The organism is Paenibacillus qinlingensis (assembly GCF_013204845.1).
Lineage (GTDB): Bacteria > Bacillota > Bacilli > Paenibacillales > NBRC-103111 > Paenibacillus_E > Paenibacillus_E qinlingensis.
The window spans coordinates 62,897-84,356 of record NZ_JABMKY010000013.1; the positions used below are offsets into that span (position 1 = coordinate 62,897).

The window sequence follows — 21,460 nt, forward strand, 5'->3', positions numbered from 1 at the left end:
GGGACATGGCTCATTGTTTGGGCTTTGCGGGATATTCCAATAGTGGGAAAACAACGTTAATTGCTAAACTTATCGTTGAAATGAAACGTCGCGGCTATCAGATTGCGGTAATGAAACATGATGCCCATGGACATTATAAGGAAGCGCAAGGTGCTGACTCCACCATTTTTGTCGAGACAGGTGCCGACGTCGTGGTTACACTTTCTCCGAATGGGGTACACATTTATGAGGAGAGGGAAGCCCCGAGTCTGGAAGAGCAGTTAGCAGCGTACGCCCATCTTGATTATATTTTTATTGAAGGGTTCAAGAGGGAAAAGCATCCAAAGATTGGGGTTTATCGTACAATAGAGCAAAAAGAATTACTTAAAGGATTGGCGGCCAGCCTAATTGCAGTAGCGACAGATCTGAATTTTCCAGAAGAGGATTTCGCGCTTCCGCAGTTCAATTTGAATGATATCCGTGGAATTGTAGACTTTATTGAGCAGTATTTCATGAATTGTCAATTTTAAGGTTTGAACTTTGTCCGTATTTATATTATATTTTACAATGAGGATAATTAGAGGAGGAGTAGAAAACATGGCTAAGTATACATTTGTTGATAAAGATACGTGCATCGCTTGCGGCGCTTGCGGAGCTACAGCTCCAGATATCTATGATTACGATGATGAAGGTTTGGCAGAAGTAATTTTTGAGGGCGATGGAAACAAAGGGGTTACTGAAATTCCTGATGATCTATTTGATGATCTACAAGATGCTCAAGATGGCTGCCCAACAGACTCCATTAAAGTTGCGGATTCACCTTTTAGCTAATCATAATTACTAAATCATTTTGTGGAAATACCGCGGAATGTCGAAAGAGCTCGTTTCCTGAGAGGGAACGGGCTCTTTTTTTGATGAAATAAAGTGAAATTTGTAACAATTTATTGCCAATTCTCAGCTAGCATCTTACAATGAAACTAGTAAACTCGGGGAGGATTATATGGGTAAGAAGAAATGGATTAAGACTTTAGTAGTAGGACTCTTGTTAATGGTGTTCTCGACATATTTCTACACAGTGAACTCTAGCGGTTTATTTTATTTTGTCGAAGGTCCTCTCCAAGATATTTTGCGTGGCGCCAAGTCGGTGGATGAGCGTCAGCCGGATGATCGTATTAAAATTGTTAAAATCGATGAAAAATCCCTTTCTGCCATCGGGAAGTTTCCGTGGGATCGAAGTACATATGCGCAAGTCATAGAGAAGTTAGAACAATCAGGAGCAGCTGCTATCGGAATAGACGTAGTGCTTGCTGAACCATCAAAGAATCCTGCAGACGATAAAGCGTTAGCTGATGTGCTAGCGAAGTATTCCAATATTATTTTGCCAGTACAAATTAATTATCCCTCCAAGCAACAGTCAGCAGGCGAACTAGTTCCTGAGAGAATTGATTATCCCTCCACAACCCTAACAACCAAAAGAGATCAAATGGCCCATATCAATGTATTTGTTGATAAGGATGGCAAAGCTCGTAAGTTGCCTGTCGGTTTGCCTGATGAGAAAGGTGCTTACATACCCGCATTCAGTGTAGCTCTTGCGAATTTAGTTTTGGATGACAATGAAAAGGTAAAGCGTGATTCAGTAACTGGAGAATGGAAACGTGGCAAAGAAGTTGTACCGACGAACGATAGAAATCAAGTAACGACAGAGTTCTTCACGCAGCCTAGACAAAAGGTTGATGCCACGACAGGTTATGAGTTGCTATCCTTTGTTGATGTGCTTAATAGTACAAAAGCACTGCCGCTTAAGGGGAGCATTGTGCTTGTAGGTCCATTTGTTACGGCCATGCAGGATGAATACCCAACCCCAATTTCCTCGGTTAAAATGTTCGGGATTGAAATTCATGCCAATATGATTCAAACCCTATTAGAGAGTGTTTTCTTTAAAGATGTATCGAAATCGGCTGGGATTGCTATTATTTTGCTTATATCATTGTTGGCTATCTTTTTATTCGAAAAGTTCAATGGGAAGACTGCGCTGTTCATTTTCCTAGGCATCTTCGTAGTTTATGGGATAGTGTGGCTAGGATTCTATAGTATCGGTTCTACCTTCTTGCCGCTGGTGTATCCACAATTTGCACTAGTAACGATCTACGTATGGTCATTGGTTAGTCATTATTTAGAAGAACGAAAAGAACGGAATCGGGTTACTGGTATTTTCGGTCGATTCGTCTCCAAAACCGTTGTGGACGAGCTACTACAGTCAGGCGAAGATGTGAAGCTTGGTGGAAGCCGTAAGGATATTTCATTGATATTTGTTGATATTCGTGGATTTACACCGATGTCGGAGCGACTAGAGCCTGAGCAGGTTATTCAGGTGTTAAACGAATATCTGGATGTCTGTACAAAAGCTATCTTTAAGTTCAACGGTACTCTAGATAAATTCATTGGTGATGGTGTTATGGCGATGTTTGGCGCACCAATTGAATATGACAATCACCCTGAAATGGCTGTACGTGCTGCGATTGAGATGAAGTCTCAAGCAGATATTCTTGAGCAGAAACTGATTAAGAATTATGGTATCGGTGTGAAGTTCGGATTAGGTATAAATAGTGGTCCTGCGGTTGTCGGTAACATCGGATCTGAGGATCTAAGGTTGGATTATACAGCCATTGGAGACACGGTTAACCTATCAGCACGATTAGAATCTAATGCGAAGCCAGGTCAAATTTTGATTAGTGAACAGACGTACGAACGTGTCAAAGGTCTATTTGAGATCGAATCCATCGGTGAAATTAAAGTAAAAGGGAAAGAAAAACCCGTTGCTGTTTATGAAGTTATGGGGCATAAGAAATAGAATTGCTGGGAGGCATGCGGAGTGGGAAAGACAAAGAAATCATTTATCTCAATGTTATTAAGTTTTAGCTTAGTGTTCAGTTTAGTATCTGTGCTGTTGGTGAAACCGGTGGATGCCAAAACGGTCCGGGTCGCCATTATTTCAGCATTATCTGGAGACGTCACGATTAAAAAAGGTGGCGGATCCAAAACGTATGATGCCTATGAGAGTATGAGTTTAAACCAAGGCGATACCGTTTATACAGGAGACAGCTCCTCAGTAACGCTTAACTTAGCAAGTGGAGACGCAGATGTCACATTAGGTGACAATGCCGAGCTTAACGTATCAGACCTTAATTCTGCAAATGGGAATAAGAAATCCAAACTGAAAGTTTGGGCAGGTTCCATGTGGGTCAAAGTTAAATCTCTAGCCGGCGCAGATGATGAATTTGAAGTAGAAACACCGACGGCGGTAATGGGAGTACGTGGAACACAATTCTTCGTTTCCGTTGATCCTGTTTCTGGAAAGACGAAAATGGCTGTAGGATCTGGAAGAGTGTCCGCTTCGACGGTAACGTCCAATTCGGATGAGACACAATCTACAACGATTACATACGTGAACCCAACACAAGAAATTTCCTTGGATTCAAGAGATGAAACCAAGGATCTGGACTTGAAAGTGGAATTCTTCGATTTAGAGGATTTTATTAAAAATGCTTCGCCGGAAATTATTGGAGAATTAATCCGCAACAAAGCAGAAATAGATAAAGAAAACGATGAGTTTATTGCGACAAAGCAAAAGAAAATTGCAGATGGAACGCTTACGAATGATAAGAATTCTTTGAGTATTAAAGATCAGTCTGAGCTTGATAGAGTAAAACAAAACTTAGACAATCTAATTGGTAACGTTGCTAAACAAGCTATTGCGAGCAGTAAGATAGATCAAAAAACGGTAGATGCGATTATTGCTGAGGCTAATAAAAAAATCGATTCACCTGATAAAAAGTTGGATTTATCTAAAGTTAAGCCGCTAGATAAAACGGCAGGTGTGGATCCTGAATTAGAGAAGAAGAAGCAAGAAGAGCTTAAGAAGCTAGAAGAAGCCAAGTTGAAAAGTAAGCTGGAGAAGGAAAAGGCAGAAGCTGCTGCTAAGCAAAAGCTTGCTGACGCTTTGAAAAAGCTAGAGGATGAGAAGAAGAAAATTGCTGAAGCGAAGTTAGCTGCAGAAGCGAAGGCCAAGGCTGAGGCGGAAGCCAAACTGAAGGCTGGTATGACAGAGAAAGAGAAGCAGGAATTTGAGGCGAATAAGCAAGGAACGACCACGCCGACTACACCAACGCAACCAGCTTCAGGTGACAATAGTAACAGTGGTGGTGACACCAGCCCACCTGCGCCAACGCCAGTTGTAAGTCTCGAAGTTGCAGATAAAGTTGATGTGTCAATTGGAGAGGTTGCAACACGTACTAGTTTTAATCTCAATATCAATATGACTGATTTCATCAATACGTATGGTAAGGACATCTATGGTGTTGAAATCCATTTACTGTATGGTTTCAATGCGTTTTATAATTATCATTCAGAAGTTCCGTTTACTGCCAATTCAACGATATTTACTAATCCACTTACAAGTGCTGATTATATCAAAGCCTATGAATCACAAGGTCCACAAAACGAACTTCTATATGCGGTGACCAATTTTGGAAGTGTGCCCAATATTTCATTTACAGGAACGAAAAAGCTAGTCAGTATCCCAATGGAAACTTATGGGGCTACGACTATCAGTGTTGGTAAAATTGTGATTGTTCGCAAAGCAACGAACAATCAAGTTGAAAAGATTGATGTTCCAATTACAAGCATTCAATCGAAGACGGTAGGCACTGGGACACCTATGCCAAATATCGATTTTCCACCTGTATAGGATTCGAACTCATTAAGTTTATCAGTTGAATTAAAGGAGATTCCAATGAAACCCTTAAAACACATATTAGTTTCAAGCGTAATTGCTGCTACGTTGATAGGAGGTTCGTCTGTACTGGCTGCTGGCTTAGATGCGGATGGTTTGAAGTCTAGCACTGGGCAAATTCTATCAGATGTGACCACCCTTGCTGGAATTGGTGAATTCGAAGATATAGACGGCGCTGCCTTACAGGCAGCTTTCCGTGCACCTGGAAGTGTGGTACAACTTGCTGACGGAAGTATCCTCATTGCGGATACACGCAACCATGTGATTCGTAAATTGAAAGATGGTCAAGTGACCACATATGCAGGACCTGCTCTTGCTGTTGTGAAAAATGCACAAGGCTTCCCCACTGGAGGACTGCTTGACGGGAAAGCGTCTGAAGCTTTCTTTAACGAGCCGACGGGTCTAGCTCTAGATGCCAAAGGCAATGTGTATGTGGCGGATGCTGGAAATCATGCAATTCGCAAAATTGATGTGAATGGAACTGTTTCCACACTTGCAGGAAACGGTGTGCCAGGAAGTAAAGATGGTAAGGGATCAGAAGCAAGCTTCAATCATCCAAGTGATATCGCAGTTACTTCTGACGGCACCGTATATGTGGCTGACTCACTCAATCATGCCATTCGTAAAATCACTACAGATGGTCGCGTTACGACTCTCACTGCACCTGTTACACGCGTTATTCAGGTACGCCCAGGTGAAGCGTCATTCGCGGGCGAATATCACGACGGCAGCCTTTCTACGGCGACATTTAATGAGCCGTCTGGACTTGCGTTCGATGGCAAAGGTAATCTTTACGTAAGCGATACAGGGAATCAGCGTATCCGTTATATTGATTTTGCAACAGGGAATGTATCGACAATAGCTGGATCAACGCCAACTGTTAGTGGTTCTGCAATCTATGGGAAGAATGAGTTATATGCAGCAGGTGATTATGCAGATGGTGATGCTTTGAAAGCGAAGTTTGACTTCCCGAAGGGACTGACTGTGACTTCGGAGGGAGGTTTGCTCATCGCGGATAGCCTGAATCACTCGGTACGATATCTGTTGAATGGTCAAGTAACTACGATAACAGGTACGCCTCAAACAGGGGAAGAAGATGGCGTTGAGCAATCCGCAGCGTTCTATAATCCTTCCGATGTACTGGTAACAACACAAGGTAATTTGGTTGTAGCCGATGCATCCAATAACAAAATACGCAAAATTACACCTTATCAATTACCAGAGACGGTTTCGAATGATGGACAAGTGAAGGTGGTTAGCGGCAACAAGCTCATTTCCTTCGATGCTCAACCTGAAATTCAAGATGGTCGTACAATGGTGCCGGTTCGTGCAATAAGTGAAACGTTTGGTTATAAAGTGACTTATGTTGAACGGGCAGGTAAATCAATCGTGCAGCTCTCCAAAGGTGATGTGACCGTAGAATTAACCATTGGTGATAAGGGGATTTCACGCAAGGTAACAGGTCAGCCAGATGTGAAAGTAGATACAGATGCGGCTCCATATGTGAAGCAGGATCGTACTTATGTTCCTATTCGTTTCTTCGCCGAACAGATTGGTCTAGATGTACAGTGGGATGCAGCCCATCAAACAGCTATTTTACGTACGAAATCTTTCGTGAAGTAAGATTGGAATAGAAAAGGCTTGGTGAGGTTAACTCCTCGTCCAAGCCTTTTTGTTTTGGGCTTCAACTTTTGGCTATTTTTGCCGATAACAATCGAAGAGTAGTGTATCGTGGATTGGAGGCTGCAGAATTGAAGTCGAAACATCAGAATGATCAGTTGGAACGATTTTTTCAGCGTAATCCCATAGAGGACCCCTTATATCTTAAGAAATATGTCAAAGAACATCCTGATCATAAAATGGGATGGTATTTACTGGGTAAAGAGTACACTGCTCAGGGTAAAACAGGCAAGGCTGCCTATTGTTTTGCACAAGCGGGTGAAATATATGAAGCATTTGAGCAACAAAAAATAGTGTTGGAGGGACCTTTACCGATAGCGAAGGCAGCTCAGATGGAGGTCAAAAATACAGTCAACATGAAACGTCGCTCTAGCGGTCGTTGGCCAAGGCTAGTTCTCCTTATTTTGTTGCTACTACTGACGCTTCCAACGGGTATGGATGTGGCAAAGTCGGATACGAATGGCAGTGAACTGAAAGTCGAGCCCACGATTACGGAGGGAATCGTAAGTTCGAGCGGTCAGGAAGATATACAAGCGCTGAAGCTTTATTTCTCTGAGGGAGATTGGGCGAAAAAACTCCAAGAGATTTTACTTCCTTCTGCTAAAAGCATCGGAGTGTCTGTTATCATGGAAGCTCCGAAAAGCAAAGATGAGCATTGGAAAGAATGGAATCGCTCAGTGCGTCCGCTTCTGAGTATTGAAAATTCGGGGACGAGTGGCGGCGAGTCTGTTTTGAAATATTATCAGGCGCAAATATGCAATTGTCAGGTAACGGATAGTTCAAGCCTGCTTCCTGTGATTGCTTCGTGGATGCATGAGCGAGAAGAAGCGATCATTGTGCAGAGTGCGATTCAGGCTTACCAGAGTAAGACAGGCGTTCTTCCGGACAAGCCTGAACAAATAACGAAGCCTTACCCAGATAATCTATTGCCAGGCCTGACGCCACAAATGAAAGAAGTGTTTCCAGAGGCGCTACAAAGGGTTAAGGAGCCCGCGAAAGAGAAGTTAAATCAACCATCTACACAACCGCCGCAGAAAGAAGGGAGTGCCATTAGCGGTACTCCTGCTCCAACAAATCCTGTGAGTCAAAGTGCGAGTAGTGCGCAATCAAAAGCGTCTGCACTTCCCTTGACAGAGCCGCTCAGGGTTATAATTGATACGGATCAACATCAGTTGGCGGTTGTTAGCGGGGATTACATTCTAAGACGATATCCAGTTGGACTGGGAGGCGCTAAGACGCCGCAAGGTGACTTTATCATTAGCGAAAAAGTTCGTAATCCAAACGGGAAATCGAATGGTGAGTTTGGCAGCCGCGGCATGACTTTGTCAGATACGCTTTATGCGATCCATGGTACGAATAAGCCTTCGAGCATTGGAAAAGATGAATCGCACGGGTGTATACGTATGCTCCAAGCGGATGTAGAAGAACTGTACAATATCGTTCCTCAGCAAACGAAAGTAACGATTGGGAAAGGGGTATTGCCGCCTGCTGAACCAGGTAGTGGGATTGGAGCGGGGAGGGGAATCCCTGCGCAAGCGATCGGCCTGCCTTTGGAAACGAAAGATAGTAACCCTGGGAAGCGGTACAAATGGTTGGATTGACACACAGCAGTGTTAATGATTGGCAACTGAATTACTCAATTGTTTTTAAAAAAAAGGAGAGAGTAAGAAATAATCTTGCCCTCTCCTTTTATGTATTAAATTACACTTGACAAGAAAACGGAAAGCGATTACAATTCAAAATGTGAAGTTTTCAATCACTTTATTGGAATCATTTGTTCAAAATGAGCAGTAAAGTCATAATTAAAATGACAACTAAGAAAATTGATCCTGTCCAGTAAATCGCTTTCATATTAACTTCATTTTTGTGTTTGCGCGAAACAGCAACTGGTTTACGTTTGGCCATAAGAATCACCTTTTCCATTAGGATTAAACGAGATGTTTCTATCATATCATAAGAATACGCTTTCAATGAATAATTAATAATGAACGAATTCTTTTAAAAAGTGTATTGACGTCCATGTCATTTTATTGTAAGATTTAATCACACGGAACACCTAAAACAATTGAATATGTCAGTTTTGATAACATGTTACCGCAAGGGCATTAGTTATTAGAAGAAATGCAAGTCTTCTTCTATAACTATGCCCTTTTTATTTTGCCAATAAATGAATCATGAAAGGGGTTGATAGTACAAACTAAGACGAAGTTTAACTATCGGGTACACGCTTCACCAATAAATAATTAGATGAATTAAAAAAAGGGAGAAGATGATCACATGAACATGAAAAAATGGTCAACAATTGGTTTGGCAACGTCTATGGCACTTGTAGCTGCAGGTTGCGGTAAATCCACGCCAGCAGAAACAACAAAACCAGCAGCATCTGTGGCTCCAACAACGGCAGCATCCGCAGCTCCTACTGCAGCAGCTTCAACTAAACTTACTGGTGATTTTGAAATCCAATACTTTGTTGGCGGATACGGCGACAAATGGTGGAAAAAAGTTATTGCTGATTTCCAAGCGAAAAACCCTGATTTGAAAATTAAAGAAAGTGCGGGACCAAAAATCAACGAGCAAATGAAACCCCGTTGGATCGCTGGTAACCCACCTGATTTCGTATACATCGATGGACCTGAGTTGTTCGACCGCCAAATGGTTACAGACGGACAATTGGAAGATCTGACGGACTGGATCAAAGACGCTAAAAACGTTGATGGCGAGAAAATTATTGATTTACTTTCTCAAAAGCCACAACAATTTGATGGTAAAACGTACAACATTCCTTTCGTCATGAGCTCATGGGGTATTTTCTATGATAAAGCTCTTTTCAAAGACAAAGGTTGGGCTGAGCCGAAAGACTTCGAAGAATTCTTGGCTGTAAGTGAAAAAATTAAAGGTGCTGGCATCATTCCATTCATCCACACTGGTAAATTTCCTTACTACATCAACGGTGGCGTATTGCTTCCAGCAATCGTATCTGCAAACAACAATGACTACAAATTGCTGCAAGATATGTCCACAAACAATCTAGAGGCTTGGAAAAATCCTGCCATCATCAAAGGTCTAAATAAAATCGTTCAAATGCGTGATAAAGGCTACATCGACAAAGCATCTGTTCAAATCAACCACACGGATTCTCAATCCTTGTTCCTACAACACAAAGACGCATTCATCCCGAACGGTCTGTGGTTACCAAACGAAATGGCGAAAGACGTTCCAGGTAGCTTTGACTTCGGATTCATTCCATCCATCACGCAAGATAAAGGTGGAAAAGTCGTAGCTAACACGTCCACAGCTACGTTCGGAATAGCGAAAAAAGCGAAAAACAAAGAGGCTGCAAAAGCATTCATGCAATTCGTATTCTCCCAAACACAAGCTTCCCAATGGGCTGAGCTAAGTGGTGCTCCTTCTAATGTAAAAGGTGACATTTCTTCTTCCAAAGCTCCTAACTTCGTTAAGGATGCTGCGAAATTCTTGGCTTCCCCTGATACAGTTGTAGTTCCTACAGTTTCCTTCGCTGCTGACGTTGACAAAGCCATGCAGGATGCAACAGTTGCTTTGACAATCGGAACAATTACACCTGAACAATGGGTAACTCGTGTATCCGAAGTTGTGGCAAAACAAAAGAAATAGGAACTGAATGAAGCAGTGCGGAGAACAACAAGGGCATAGCTGCCCAAGGCGTTCTCCGCAATTTATATGATAGGACGGTGAGGATAGAATGAAGACCAACGCGAAAATGCTAAAACGGAATTTATTCATCGCTTCATTCATCATTCCGACTTTTCTATTCTTCTGCGTATTTACGATATATCCCGTTATACAGGCGTTACAGAAGTCTTTCTATGATTGGTCAGGCATGTCTGAAAATAGCGAGTTTGTTGGTTTAGATAACTTCGTTGAGCTTTTCAAAGATCCGATTGTACTTAGAGCCATTGGAAATGATTATTTCCTTGTCGTTGGTAAAGTGATTGGGATTATGATTCTGGCGACTTTCTTCGCTGTAGCATTAACAAGATTTAACTTGAGGGGTACTGGTTTCTTTCGAGCCATCTTCTTTATCCCGAATGTCATTTCAGTCGTTGTAGTCGGTGTACTCTGGAATTTCATTTACAATCCGCAAATCGGTTTCTTGAATGCTTTCTTGTCTCTATTTACCGAGGAAAAAGTTGATATTACTTGGCTAGGATTTCCTCAGCATACGATCTGGATGCTTTTACCCCCTACAATTTGGGCAGGGATCGGCTTCTACATGATCCTAATGATTGCTGCAATTGTGAATATTCCTGCTTCTTACTATGAGGCAGCTAATATAGACGGAGCTGGTCAATGGTCACAATTCCGCCATATCACCATGCCGCTCATTTGGGAGCAAATTAAGGTCTCCATCGTTAACATCGTTATTACTACACTCAACGGATCTTTCGTTATTATTCAGCTCATGACTAATGGCGGACAACCCGATAATACGACGCAAGTTATGGGTTCTTATCTGTATCGGATGGCTTTTCAACAGTATCATTTCGGTTATGGAGCAGCCATTGGTGTCATGATTCTGATCGTGTCACTTATCACAACACTGATCTTACAACGTATCATGCGCCAAGAAACCATCGAAATGCACTAAGTCATCATAGACAAAGATACTGAGGGAGGGAAACCATCGTATGGCTATCAAAAATCCATTAGCGAAAATGTTAGTTTGGATCATTCTGATCATATGGAGTGTAGCCGTGCTCTATCCACTCTTGTGGACATTGCTAGATGCGCTCAAAAATAATGAACAATTTTTCTTGAATGCCCCATGGGCATTGCCTAAATTCCCATTACTTTGGTCGAACTTCTCGTATGTGTGGAGTAAATACAATTTCAGCACATACTTCCTGAACTCCGTTGTGGTGACGGTAGGAAGTACACTTCTGGGCATGATCCTTGCAGCGATGACGGCTTATATTTTGGCGAGATATGATTTTAAAGGGAACAAAGTTCTTCTAACGATCTATATTTCTTCGATGATGATTCCGTTCGCACTTGCTCTGATTCCATTGTTCTTCTTGTTGAATGATTTGCACCTTATTAATACTTGGCTGGGGCTAATCCTAGTCTACGCGGCACTTAACTTGCCATTCGGGATTTTCTTGCTTGTTGGGTTCTACAAATCGCTTCCTAAAGAAATTGAAGAAGCTGCGATTATTGATGGCACTTCTCACTATGGCACATTCTTCCGGGTTATGTTACCATTGTCACAGCCAGGTTTGATCACGGTTATGATTACTAACATGCTGAATAACTGGAATGAATACTTCCTAGGGGTTGTTCTAACGAATGAACCAACTAAGTACACGCTTCCAATTGGTTTGGCTGTTATGCAAGCTGAAATGCAATATCGTGTAGAATGGGGTCCGTTATTTGCAGGATTGCTAATCACAACATTACCGACTTTGATCGTGTATATGATATTTCAACGCCAGATTGCAAGTGGGATTACGGCAGGAGCTGTGAAATAACTGTATATGGCAATACATAGAAAAAACACCTTAACCTAGAGGAATTTATCCTTTCGGGAGGGTGTTCTTTCTACTATAATGGGGATAGGTAAAAGCAAACAAGGAACGGCCAAAACTTGTGGGCTTATAGGTGAATCTAATGAGTGTAATGTATGCATTTCAGAAGATGGGGAGATCACTAATGATTCCTATTGCGGTGCTGCCGGCAGCATCCATTCTTCTTCGAATTGGTAAAATGTCTTTTCATGATCCTTTCCTTGTTCATGTGGCTCAAATTTTCGAGCTAGGTGGAAGCGCAATTTTTGATAATTTGCCACTCATTTTCGCAATAGGAATTGCGATTGGATTAACTTCGGGAGAAGGCATTGCTGCTTTAGCGGCTGCCGTTGGATATCTGGTCTTTGATAATGTCCTTAAACATTTTCAAATGGTTTCAGGCAGCTCAGAGCCATTGGATACAGGCGTGCTAGGTGGGATGATGGTGGGGATGCTTTCTGCTACATTCTTCAATCGATTTAGTCATATTCAATTACCGAAGTCTCTTGGATTTTTTGGCGGAAAACGCTTTGTTCCACTCGTGACATCCCTTGTTATGGTTTTCATTGGTGTAGTAGTTGGGCTCATCTGGCCTCCTGTACAGCGAGGAATAAGTGAAATAGGATTATGGATTGTAGATAACGGAAACATTGGGGTTTTCATTTACGGCGTCATTAATCGCTTACTCATTCCTACAGGTCTGCATCATGTTATTAATAATATCGCTTGGTTTCAAATAGGGAATTTCGTTACACCAGCAGGCAAAATGGTACATGGGGATATTTCACGCTTCTTCGCAGGAGATCCCACAGCAGGGATGTTTATGACAGGATTCTACCCAGTTATCATGTTTGGCTTGCCAGCAGCCGCACTTGCTGTCGTGAGAAGCACTTCTTCATCTACAAGGAAATTTGTAGCTCCAGTCATGTTGACTGCTGCACTGACAAGTTTCCTAACAGGCATTACAGAGCCAATCGAATTTGCGTTTATGTTCGTAGCCCCTGTTCTTTATGTGATTCATGCCGTTCTTACAGGCTTCTCGATGCTCATTATGAATATACTTCAAGTGAAAATGGGTTTTGGCTTCTCTTCGGGCTCTATTGATTTCGTGTTGAACTGGCACTTGGCGACGAATCCCTATTGGATTTTACTCATTGGAACTGTGTATTTCATTCTATATTTTATAACCTTTAGAGTGTATCTACACTTCTTTCCGATAAAAGTAATAAGTAAGGATGACATTGAGCAACATGTTGAGGTAGAAGCTACTGATGAGAAACCATCACTGGTAGATCGCCCAACACGTATTCTCAACAACATTGGCGGAGCTTCTAATATTATTTCCATTGATGCTTGTATTACACGCCTGCGCCTTCTCGTGAAAGATGAAGTACTTGTACAAGATAATGAACTGAAGGAATTAGGTGCCATAGGTGTTATCCGGCTAGGAAAAGGCAACGTTCATGTTGTTTTTGGGACAGAGTCGGAACAAATTCGTGAGAGCATTAAACCTTTGCTAGGTACAAAATGAGAAAAAATCAGGACAAGCCTAAGAACGCGGAGGTGTCTTATGATTGATCGGACGATCATACATGTTCTATCGCATAACGTGGTGATGGCGCATTTAAGCTCAGGGAAAAATTCCATTGCATTTGGTAAGGGAATTGGATTCAAGAAAACACCAGGTATGATGATTGGTGAAGGTGAAATCACACAAGAGTTCCTTTTGCATACATCAGAAGTACTCAAAAACTATGAACAAATTCTCAATGCCGTCGATGTGAAAATCATCGGGATCACCGAAGAAGTAATTGCGTACGCACAAAGCATGCTGGAAGGCGATTTCTCTGAAACGATCCATGCATCGCTGGTAGATCATATTAACTTCGCAGTTGAGCGGCAGAAGCGCGGAATCTTCATTACGAATCCATTTGCCTATGAAATTGGATACATGTACCCTGAGGAATATAAAGTTGCTAAGAAAGCTGTTGAATTCTTGAATGAACATTTGGATGTGAAATTACCTGAGGATGAGGTTGCTTTCTTGACGATGCATTTCAACAGTGCCCGTAAGAAAGAGCAAGCATCCGATTCTCTAGCGGTTGTCAGAGTGGTCTCTCAGACGATTGAATCTGCAAAGGAACTTGGTTTTAATTTCGATGATTCGTTCTCAACACTTCGGTTTATCTCTCATTTAAAAGGAGTAATTGAACGGGTTAAGCAAAAGAAAACTCTTCAAAACTCACTTCTCTCCAAAATTAAAGAAGAATACGGCGACACCTATGTAAAAGCAAAGGTTTTATCGTTAATGTTAAGTGATTCACTACAATTAGAAGTGCCTGACGATGAGACAGGATACTTAACGATGCATTTAGAACGCTTGCTGCAACGTACAGAAGTTTAGGTGAAAAAAATAAGCTAGAGCATTCCCTTGCAGCCTTTGTGGAGCAGGGATTTTTTGTGTGAATACGTGGTTTGAGGTCTTAAGTGGATTGCATATTTCTACAATGTCAGCTAAACTGACTGTTAGAGTACTTAGAGAGAACGGAGTGCATAGGACATGCTGTATAAGAAATTAGCTAAGCCCGTTTTGTTTCGAATGGATCCGGAAAAAGCGCATCATTTAATCATCGACGGCCTCAGTGCTGTTGGGAATTTACCAGGGAGCAAGCAATTGCTTAAATCCATGTATGGGGTCCCAGAATCACCGCAATTAACACAGGAGTTATGGGGATTGCACTTCGGTAATCCAGTCGGTCTTGCTGCAGGGCTAGATAAGAACGCGAAAGCAGTAAAAGGATTTTCACAAATGGGGTTTGGATTTATGGAAGTCGGTACGATTACCCCTAAACCACAATCAGGTAATGAGCTCCCCCGTTTGTTCCGTCTTCCTGAAGACAAAGCACTCATTAACCGCATGGGATTCAATAATGTAGGCACAGCTGAGATGGCACACAACCTAGAAAAAACAGGGAAACATGTGATTCCAGTTGCTGTAAACATAGGGAAAAATAAATCAACGCCAAACGAGCAGGCAGAAGAGGATTATCGTGCTTGTATTGTAGCGTTATATACATATGGAGATTTCTTTGTTGTTAACATAAGCTCACCAAATACACCTGATTTGCGTAATTTACAACATGGCGATGAATTGAAACGCTTGTTATCTACGGTTCGGGATGAAATGCAAGTGCAGCATAAGAAGCACGGTGGTGCCGCGAAACCGGTTCTTGTCAAAATTGCGCCAGATCTAACGGATGATGAGCTTGTTCTTACTGTACAAATCATTAAGGAAAGCGGAGTATCTGGGATCATCGCAACGAATACCACGCTAAGCAGAGAAGGCTTACGACATGCTAATCGCGAGCAAGCTGGCGGATTAAGCGGATTGCCATTAACGAAGCGCTCTACAGATGTTATTCGACGTGTGTATCAATTAACGGATGGCAAGTTACCGATTATTGGGGCTGGTGGGATTTTCACCGCGCAAGATGCGTATGACAAAATCCGGGCTGGTGCAAGTCTTGTTGAAGTATACACCGCATTAATTTATGAGGGACCTGGTCTACTTGGGCATATAAATAAAGGGCTTCAAGAGCTGTTAAAGAAGGATGGTTTCACACATATTTCCCAGGCAATAGGCGTAGATTCGCACTAACTTCATTCAGAATGGAGGATACATGGATGGATGGACGAGACTGGAAGAAGTTTCTACTGCCTTATGAACAAGCGGTAGAGGAATTGAAAGTAAAGTTCAAAACATTACGTGGCGAACTTAAAAGTCGTGAAGAGTACGCACCGATTGAATTTGTAACAGGACGTGTAAAAAAAATATCAAGCGTGTTAGAGAAAGCGAAGCGTTTGAGCGTACCGATGGATCAGTTAGAGTCTGGCATTGAAGATATCGCTGGCATTCGCATCATGTGCCAATTCGTAGAAGATACCGAAGTGCTTGCTGAACTTATCCGCAGCAGACAAGATATGAGTGTTGTGTATGAGAAGGATTACATTACGAATAAAAAGCCGAGCGGATACCGAAGTTTTCATATTATCATCGAATATCCCGTTCAAACTGCTCTCGGTATGAAGAAAATATTAGCAGAAGTGCAAATTCGGACGCTGGCAATGAACTTCTGGGCGACGATTGAACATTCCTTGAATTATAAATATAAAGAGCAATTACCTGATGTGGTTCGGGCGCGGTTGAGTAAAGCGGCGGAAGCTGCTTATCTACTGGATCAGGAAATGTCTAGTATTCGTGGTGAGATTATGGCCTCTCAGCGGATGTTTGAGGATAACTCCAATCTAGTCAACCGTGTGCTTAGCAACATCCAAGAACTATATTTCTACCATCGTGTACGAGAAGCCGCTCAATTCCAATTACGATTCAATGAGATTTGGGAAACAGAAGAAGGACTTAGTGATTTATCTGCCGATATTGAGGCTGCCATTTCGAGAGCCAAAAAAGGAGAAAATAACTAATCCATGAGCGAATATGACCGATTGTATGTCGCTTTTCTGTACTATTTTAACGATCAGCGGGATTATTTCGAGTGTCATGAAGTGATGGAGGAGCTTTGGCTGGAAGAAGGCCGAAATCCGTTATACCAAGGTCTGCTGCAAATTGCAGTAGGCCTTTATCATCATGGGAATGGCAATCCGAGCGGTTCTATTAAACTGTTTAGTGCGGGGTTAGATAAGCTGGCACCTTATCCTGTTCATACGCTAGGGATTGATCTAGGTTTATTAGTGAAGGATAGTGAGGTTTATCTGAGGAAGTTGTTGCGATTGAAAGAGGAACCGTTTCTTCCTTATGATTTGGATATTAGGATTCTGGATGAAGAGCTAGAGGATCTCCTGGAAGATTTGAGGTTGGATCCACCAGTAAGCAGTGAGCATGATTGAAATGAGAAAGGACTTCTCACCAATGGGTGAAGAAGTCCTTTTTGTAGGTTTAGATATTTAATGGCATTAACCTTTATACTTTTGGAAAAAGGATTTGAATACTTCAGGTGTATTGCCGACTGTAGATCCAGCCTCGGGAACCCCGCCAACAATGCGATCTACTTCTACCCCATTTTTGTAATATACTAAGGTAGGTGTGGATTCAATCTTGTACTTGTTCCAGCCATCTTTGAACTCTTCCAAATTAAATTGCTTCACGTCTAGACCTAATTGTTGCTGTAGAGGAACTAGTACAGGTGTTGTCACTTTGCAATGAGGGCAAGTTGACGCATAATAGTACTGGAAGAATGTCTCTTTGTTCTTCAATCTGGCATCTAAATCTGCAGGCAAAATCAAGTTCTGGTAGTTAGGATCGTTCAACTGTTTCACAGTCTCTGGATTGAGCTTGGATGCGGCAACACCATAGGGATTACCAGCATTCGCTTTATCCGAAGATTTGGTAGATTGCTGATTAACGAAGTATAAACCACCGAATAAAATGACAACTATGCCTAAATAAATAAGCAACTTCTTCATGTATGCACCTCTTTAAAATGTTTACTTTCTACTATCTTCTATAAAAAGTATAGCATATCCTGTAGGATTTCGTAAAAATATTGGCTGTTTCGTGACAACTCAGCTATAATACCGTTACACTATACCATGGAAACACAAATTGTCTGATCATATGGGATTTTATATAGAAAGCGAAGATGTGGAATGGCGAAGCAGCTACCGCCCCTTTTTAGGGAGAAAATGATTGATTTACTAGGTGAAGAGGAGTTTGAGCGGTTTCTTGCTTCTTATGATGAACCGCGAGTTTATGGATTAAGGGTAAATACGGGGAAGGTAGAGCGTGCGGAATTTTTGGAGAAGAGTCCATTTCATTTGACGGCTATACCTTGGGTTTCGGATGGTTTTTATTATCAAGAAGGGGAACGCCCAGGTAAGCATCCGTATTACCATGCAGGACTTTACTATATCCAAGAGCCGAGTGCGATGGCGCCAGTTGAGCTTCTTGAGGTAAAACCTGGGGAGCGTGTCCTTGATTTGTGCGCAGCCCCAGGTGGGAAGTCGACACAGATCGCCGCGAAGCTGCAGGGTGAAGGTGTGCTAGTTGTCAATGATATTCATTCAGATCGGGTTAAAGCACTGGTTAAAAATCTCGAGCTGCTCGGCGTGCGAAATGCCGTTGTTTTGAATGAAAAACCGGAGCGGATGTTAACTGCTTTCCAAGGATATTTTGATAAAATTTTGATTGATGCGCCTTGTTCAGGTGAAGGCATGTTCCGCAAGGAAGAAGAAATGATGGGACAATGGGAGCGCCACTCTGTTCAGGAATTTGCTGCGATGCAGAGGGAACTGTTAGCGCAAGCTGCTGTGATGTTGGCTCCTGGAGGCAGGATTGTGTACTCAACCTGTACGTTCTCACCGGAGGAGAATGAGGCGCAAATAGCGGAGTTTCTGGACAAGCATCCTGCGTTTGATGTCGTTCCTATTGAGGGATTCAGTCCTGGGCGGCCGGATTGGTTGAGAGAACCTTGGTGTGAGGCGGACGGATACTCGGAGAGAGCGAAGGGAGCCGTAGCGGGGACGGCGAGGTTGTGGCCGCATAAGTTGCGGGGTGAGGGGCATTTTTTGGCGGTTTTGGGTAGTGTGGGAGTAGGGGCGAGTGCGGGGGCGAGTACGGGTGCAAGTGCGAGTGCGAGTGCGAGTGCAAATGCAAGTGCAAGTGCGAGGGAAGGTGCGAGTGCAAATGCAAGTGCGAGTGACAGAGCGAGGGAAGGTGCGGGGGGTGCCGACTTTGTGGCGGCAGCTGGGAAGCGTAGCAGCCGTCCCGCGCTACGCGGGAAGGGCCGTGCTGAGGCACCGCCTAGCACGGGGGTGAGCTTGGAGCCGCTGGAGGCGTTCTCCGGTGAGCTGCTGCGCAGCGAGCCGTTCGCCCTGAGGCGGCTTGTCTGTTACGGCGAGCACGCGTATGCGTCGCCGGCGGGCTTGCCTGAGCTGCACGGACTGAAAGTCGTGCGGCCGGGCTGGTACATCGGCGCGCTGCACCGCGGCCGATTTGAACCGTCCCATGCGCTAGCCATGGGACTGCGTTTGCGCGAGGCCAAGCGAGCGCTGAGCTTGGCTTCGAGCGACGAGCGAGCCCTTCGGTACCTGAAGGGCGAGACGCTCGAAGTCGCGGAGAGCGAGATTCTCCGCGATCCGGAAGAGACCAAGGCAGCCAAAGGCTACTGCCTGGTCTGCATTGACGACCATCCCGTTGGCTGGGGCAAGTGGCTTGACGGGATGCTGAAGAACGAATACCCGCCCGGTTGGAGGTGGACCTAACGGTCATGAAACAAACACAACGACTCGATAAAATACTCGCCCATGTGGGCGTTGGCACACGTTCTGAACTTAAGCGCCTCGCCAAAGAAGGTGCAATATATGTTAACGGTGTGAAGGTCAAAGACAGCGGTATGCAAGTGAATCCTGATAAGGACAACATTACCGTGAATGGAGAAGTCGTCACTTACCGTGAGTTTGTTTATCTGATGATGAACAAACCGCAAGGGGTTGTCTCGGCAACCGAAGATAATCGGGATCGTACGGTTGTGGATCTTTTGGACGAGGAATATGCTCCGTTCGAAGTGTTCCCAGTAGGTAGATTGGACAAGGATACCGAAGGCTTTCTTTTGCTCACAAATGATGGCAAACTGGCCCATAACCTGCTCTCACCTCGCAAGCACGTTCCGAAGACCTATTACGCTAAAGTTGAGTGGGAAGTTAACGAAGCGGATCGGGAGGCTTTTAGCCAAGGTGTAACCTTAGATGATGGCTATGTGACGTTACCTGGTGATTTGAAGATTTTACAGGTCGGAAATGAAGCTGCTGGGATCCCTTCTGAGATCGAACTAACGATTATGGAGGGTAAGTTTCATCAAGTGAAACGGATGTTCCAAGCAGTTGGCAAGCAAGTCGTTTTTTTAAAAAGAATTTCGATGGGGCCGCTGGGATTAGATCCTGGTCTGGGTTTAGGTCAAGTCAGAGAATTAAGCCCCGAAGAGCTCTCTGCTTTACGGAATGCAAACGAGAATCAAAATTAACTATACAAAAATACTAAATTATGGTATTTTCTTAATAATGAAATTAATTTGTGCGGAAGAACCGCCTAGTTATTGCTGATTTTTAGCAATGCTAGGCGGTTTTGCTTTTTTTTGGTGGAAATATGTCGAAAATAGGTAGACATTTACAATTATGAAATGAGATACTACCAATAATTGGGTATACACAATAGGGGGAGTTCAATTTGAAAAAAACATGTATTCTGCTATCAACTGTATTTTTATTCACTGCTTGTCAATCTTCGACTTCAGCCGCAGATGCACTAATACCAACTCCGAGCCTAGTCACTGCGATAAAATTAAAGGACGTTTCAGATCACTGGGCTATGGCTGCAATAGAAGGCGCTATGAAAAAAGGATATATTGACGGATATGAGGACTCTACATTTAAACCTGAAAAAAATGTTTCTCGCGCTGAGTTTGTGAAAATGGTTGTAACCGCGATTAAGGAACCTCTAAAAAGTGTTTCATCAGGATCGGATTGGTCTTCTCCATATGTAACAGCTGCTATAAACAAAGGTATTCTTAGAGAATCGGATTTCTCGATTGATAAATTAAATGATCCGATTACTCGGTTGGAAATGTCGCGTATTTCATTGCGGGCTACTGATGTAACTTTACAAAACAAAGCGATTCAAATTGACAATGATTCAGTTATGTATAACGCAGCGAAAATAGGACTTATCCAAGGCTTAGCAAAAGGAGCATTAGAGCCAGCTAACTCGACTACACGTGCACAATCAGTAACCATCATTGAACGTATTCTTAAAGTGAATCAAGGTGGCTCTCTAGAAATTGATAAGTATGCCGTTGGAAATGCTGAACTGGAATTGAAACACACGAATATATTTACGGTTATGCCACATGTTTTTGGAGGGGAACAGATCGAAAAGTGGAATCTTGCTAATCTTACACTAGAGACTGGTGATGGATTGTATAAGGGAACGATGGATCAGATTGTTGCAATAGATTTAGAAGATCCGAACGATCCCAATTTAGGGCTATTGGGGGATATAAGTAAGCTCAAATGGCATAACGGCATGACTGTTAAGACTAGTAAGTTTGTAAAAGATGGATACATGAATAGCTATGTTCTTTATTTTAAGGGGCATGTAGATTACAACAATGATACTACTATATATAAAAACACATCTACGCTCCCCAAATTTGGGTTATATGGTTTTGAAAATGGTGATCCTCAAGCGATGATAGATGGAGAACTAAATACTCCTACACATTTGTTTATTAATAAATTAGGGGACGTGCCCGCAATCATTATCTCTAAAAATAAGAGTGTTCTGAGTTCCTATGCAGGTATATCAATTAGCGCCCCTGCAATACCACCAGCACCTAACTACAACAAAAAAATATTTTACAGTTTAATTCCCAAAAAATAAGACGCTCACTAGAAA

The 21,460-nt window shown here is 42.8% G+C and carries 19 protein-coding genes; 17 read left to right on the plus strand and 2 right to left on the minus strand.

Annotated elements, in window-relative coordinates:
* The first annotated feature begins 5 nt into the window (after positions 1–5).
* The 6 genes from mobB (at position 6) to HQN88_RS38140 (ending at position 8,052) form a co-directional block, all read left to right on the plus strand.
* Positions 6–509, plus strand: a complete 504-nt coding sequence (gene mobB, locus HQN88_RS21910) for a molybdopterin-guanine dinucleotide biosynthesis protein B (protein ID WP_173116493.1) — start codon at positions 6–8, stop codon at positions 507–509.
* Positions 510–576: 67 nt separating this feature from the next.
* Positions 577–810 (plus strand): ferredoxin, encoded by a 234-nt coding sequence (locus HQN88_RS21915; RefSeq protein ID WP_068662116.1) that lies wholly within the window; start codon positions 577–579, stop codon positions 808–810.
* Positions 811–979: 169 nt separating this feature from the next.
* On the plus strand, positions 980–2,830 hold the full coding sequence (locus HQN88_RS21920) for an adenylate/guanylate cyclase domain-containing protein (protein ID WP_173116495.1): 1,851 nt from the start codon (positions 980–982) through the stop codon (positions 2,828–2,830).
* 21 nt (positions 2,831–2,851) lie between these two features.
* The gene (locus tag HQN88_RS21925) at positions 2,852–4,726 is read left to right on the plus strand and encodes a FecR family protein (protein WP_173116497.1); all 1,875 of its coding nucleotides are present in this window, start codon (positions 2,852–2,854) and stop codon (positions 4,724–4,726) included.
* Positions 4,727–4,771: 45 nt separating this feature from the next.
* Positions 4,772–6,394 carry an NHL domain-containing protein gene (locus HQN88_RS21930; protein WP_173116499.1) on the plus strand — a complete coding sequence of 541 codons (1,623 nt, stop codon included), beginning with the start codon at positions 4,772–4,774 and terminating at the stop codon, positions 6,392–6,394.
* Between the two features lie 128 nt (positions 6,395–6,522).
* A complete protein-coding gene (locus tag HQN88_RS38140; RefSeq protein WP_173116501.1) occupies positions 6,523–8,052 on the plus strand; it encodes a L,D-transpeptidase family protein in 1,530 nt (509 codons plus the stop codon).
* A 169-nt stretch (positions 8,053–8,221) separates the two neighbouring features.
* Here the strand turns inward: HQN88_RS38140 and HQN88_RS38145 are convergent, their stop codons facing one another.
* Complete coding sequence (locus tag HQN88_RS38145) at positions 8,222–8,356, minus strand: hypothetical protein (RefSeq protein WP_274319130.1); 135 nt, start codon at positions 8,354–8,356, stop codon at positions 8,222–8,224.
* 372 nt (positions 8,357–8,728) lie between these two features.
* Between HQN88_RS38145 and HQN88_RS21940 the strand changes: the two genes are divergently transcribed.
* From HQN88_RS21940 to HQN88_RS21975, 8 genes are all read left to right on the plus strand, one after another.
* Positions 8,729–10,084: an ABC transporter substrate-binding protein gene (locus HQN88_RS21940; RefSeq protein ID WP_173116503.1), complete on the plus strand. Its 1,356-nt coding sequence runs from the start codon at positions 8,729–8,731 to the stop codon at positions 10,082–10,084.
* 88 nt (positions 10,085–10,172) lie between these two features.
* The gene (locus HQN88_RS21945) at positions 10,173–11,078 is read left to right on the plus strand and encodes a carbohydrate ABC transporter permease (protein WP_173116505.1); all 906 of its coding nucleotides are present in this window, start codon (positions 10,173–10,175) and stop codon (positions 11,076–11,078) included.
* 40 nt (positions 11,079–11,118) lie between these two features.
* The gene (locus HQN88_RS21950; protein ID WP_173116507.1) at positions 11,119–11,958 is read left to right on the plus strand and encodes a carbohydrate ABC transporter permease; all 840 of its coding nucleotides are present in this window, start codon (positions 11,119–11,121) and stop codon (positions 11,956–11,958) included.
* A 148-nt stretch (positions 11,959–12,106) separates the two neighbouring features.
* Complete coding sequence (locus tag HQN88_RS21955) at positions 12,107–13,525, plus strand: PTS transporter subunit EIIC (protein ID WP_173116721.1); 1,419 nt, start codon at positions 12,107–12,109, stop codon at positions 13,523–13,525.
* 39 nt (positions 13,526–13,564) lie between these two features.
* Positions 13,565–14,398: a PRD domain-containing protein gene (locus HQN88_RS21960; RefSeq protein ID WP_173116509.1), complete on the plus strand. Its 834-nt coding sequence runs from the start codon at positions 13,565–13,567 to the stop codon at positions 14,396–14,398.
* Between the two features lie 156 nt (positions 14,399–14,554).
* Positions 14,555–15,652, plus strand: a complete 1,098-nt coding sequence (locus HQN88_RS21965; RefSeq protein WP_173116511.1) for a quinone-dependent dihydroorotate dehydrogenase — start codon at positions 14,555–14,557, stop codon at positions 15,650–15,652.
* 26 nt (positions 15,653–15,678) lie between these two features.
* Positions 15,679–16,476: a GTP diphosphokinase gene (gene yjbM / locus HQN88_RS21970; protein WP_173116513.1), complete on the plus strand. Its 798-nt coding sequence runs from the start codon at positions 15,679–15,681 to the stop codon at positions 16,474–16,476.
* Positions 16,477–16,479: 3 nt separating this feature from the next.
* Positions 16,480–16,899, plus strand: coding sequence for a DUF309 domain-containing protein (locus tag HQN88_RS21975; protein WP_173116515.1), 420 nt, complete (start codon positions 16,480–16,482; stop codon positions 16,897–16,899).
* A 66-nt stretch (positions 16,900–16,965) separates the two neighbouring features.
* Here HQN88_RS21975 and HQN88_RS21980 read toward each other — a convergent pair whose 3' ends face one another.
* Entirely contained in the window at positions 16,966–17,475 is a 510-nt protein-coding gene (locus HQN88_RS21980) for a thioredoxin family protein (RefSeq protein WP_171634050.1), read from the minus strand.
* A 183-nt stretch (positions 17,476–17,658) separates the two neighbouring features.
* Between HQN88_RS21980 and HQN88_RS21985 the strand changes: the two genes are divergently transcribed.
* The 3 genes from HQN88_RS21985 to HQN88_RS21995 all read left to right on the plus strand — a co-directional run bounded on the left by HQN88_RS21985 (position 17,659) and on the right by HQN88_RS21995 (position 21,445).
* Positions 17,659–19,272 (plus strand): RsmB/NOP family class I SAM-dependent RNA methyltransferase, encoded by a 1,614-nt coding sequence (locus HQN88_RS21985; RefSeq protein ID WP_173116517.1) that lies wholly within the window; start codon positions 17,659–17,661, stop codon positions 19,270–19,272.
* A 5-nt stretch (positions 19,273–19,277) separates the two neighbouring features.
* Positions 19,278–20,030, plus strand: a complete 753-nt coding sequence (locus HQN88_RS21990) for a pseudouridine synthase (protein ID WP_173116519.1) — start codon at positions 19,278–19,280, stop codon at positions 20,028–20,030.
* A 203-nt stretch (positions 20,031–20,233) separates the two neighbouring features.
* Positions 20,234–21,445, plus strand: a complete 1,212-nt coding sequence (locus HQN88_RS21995; protein ID WP_173116521.1) for an S-layer homology domain-containing protein — start codon at positions 20,234–20,236, stop codon at positions 21,443–21,445.
* Positions 21,446–21,460 lie beyond the last annotated feature (15 nt).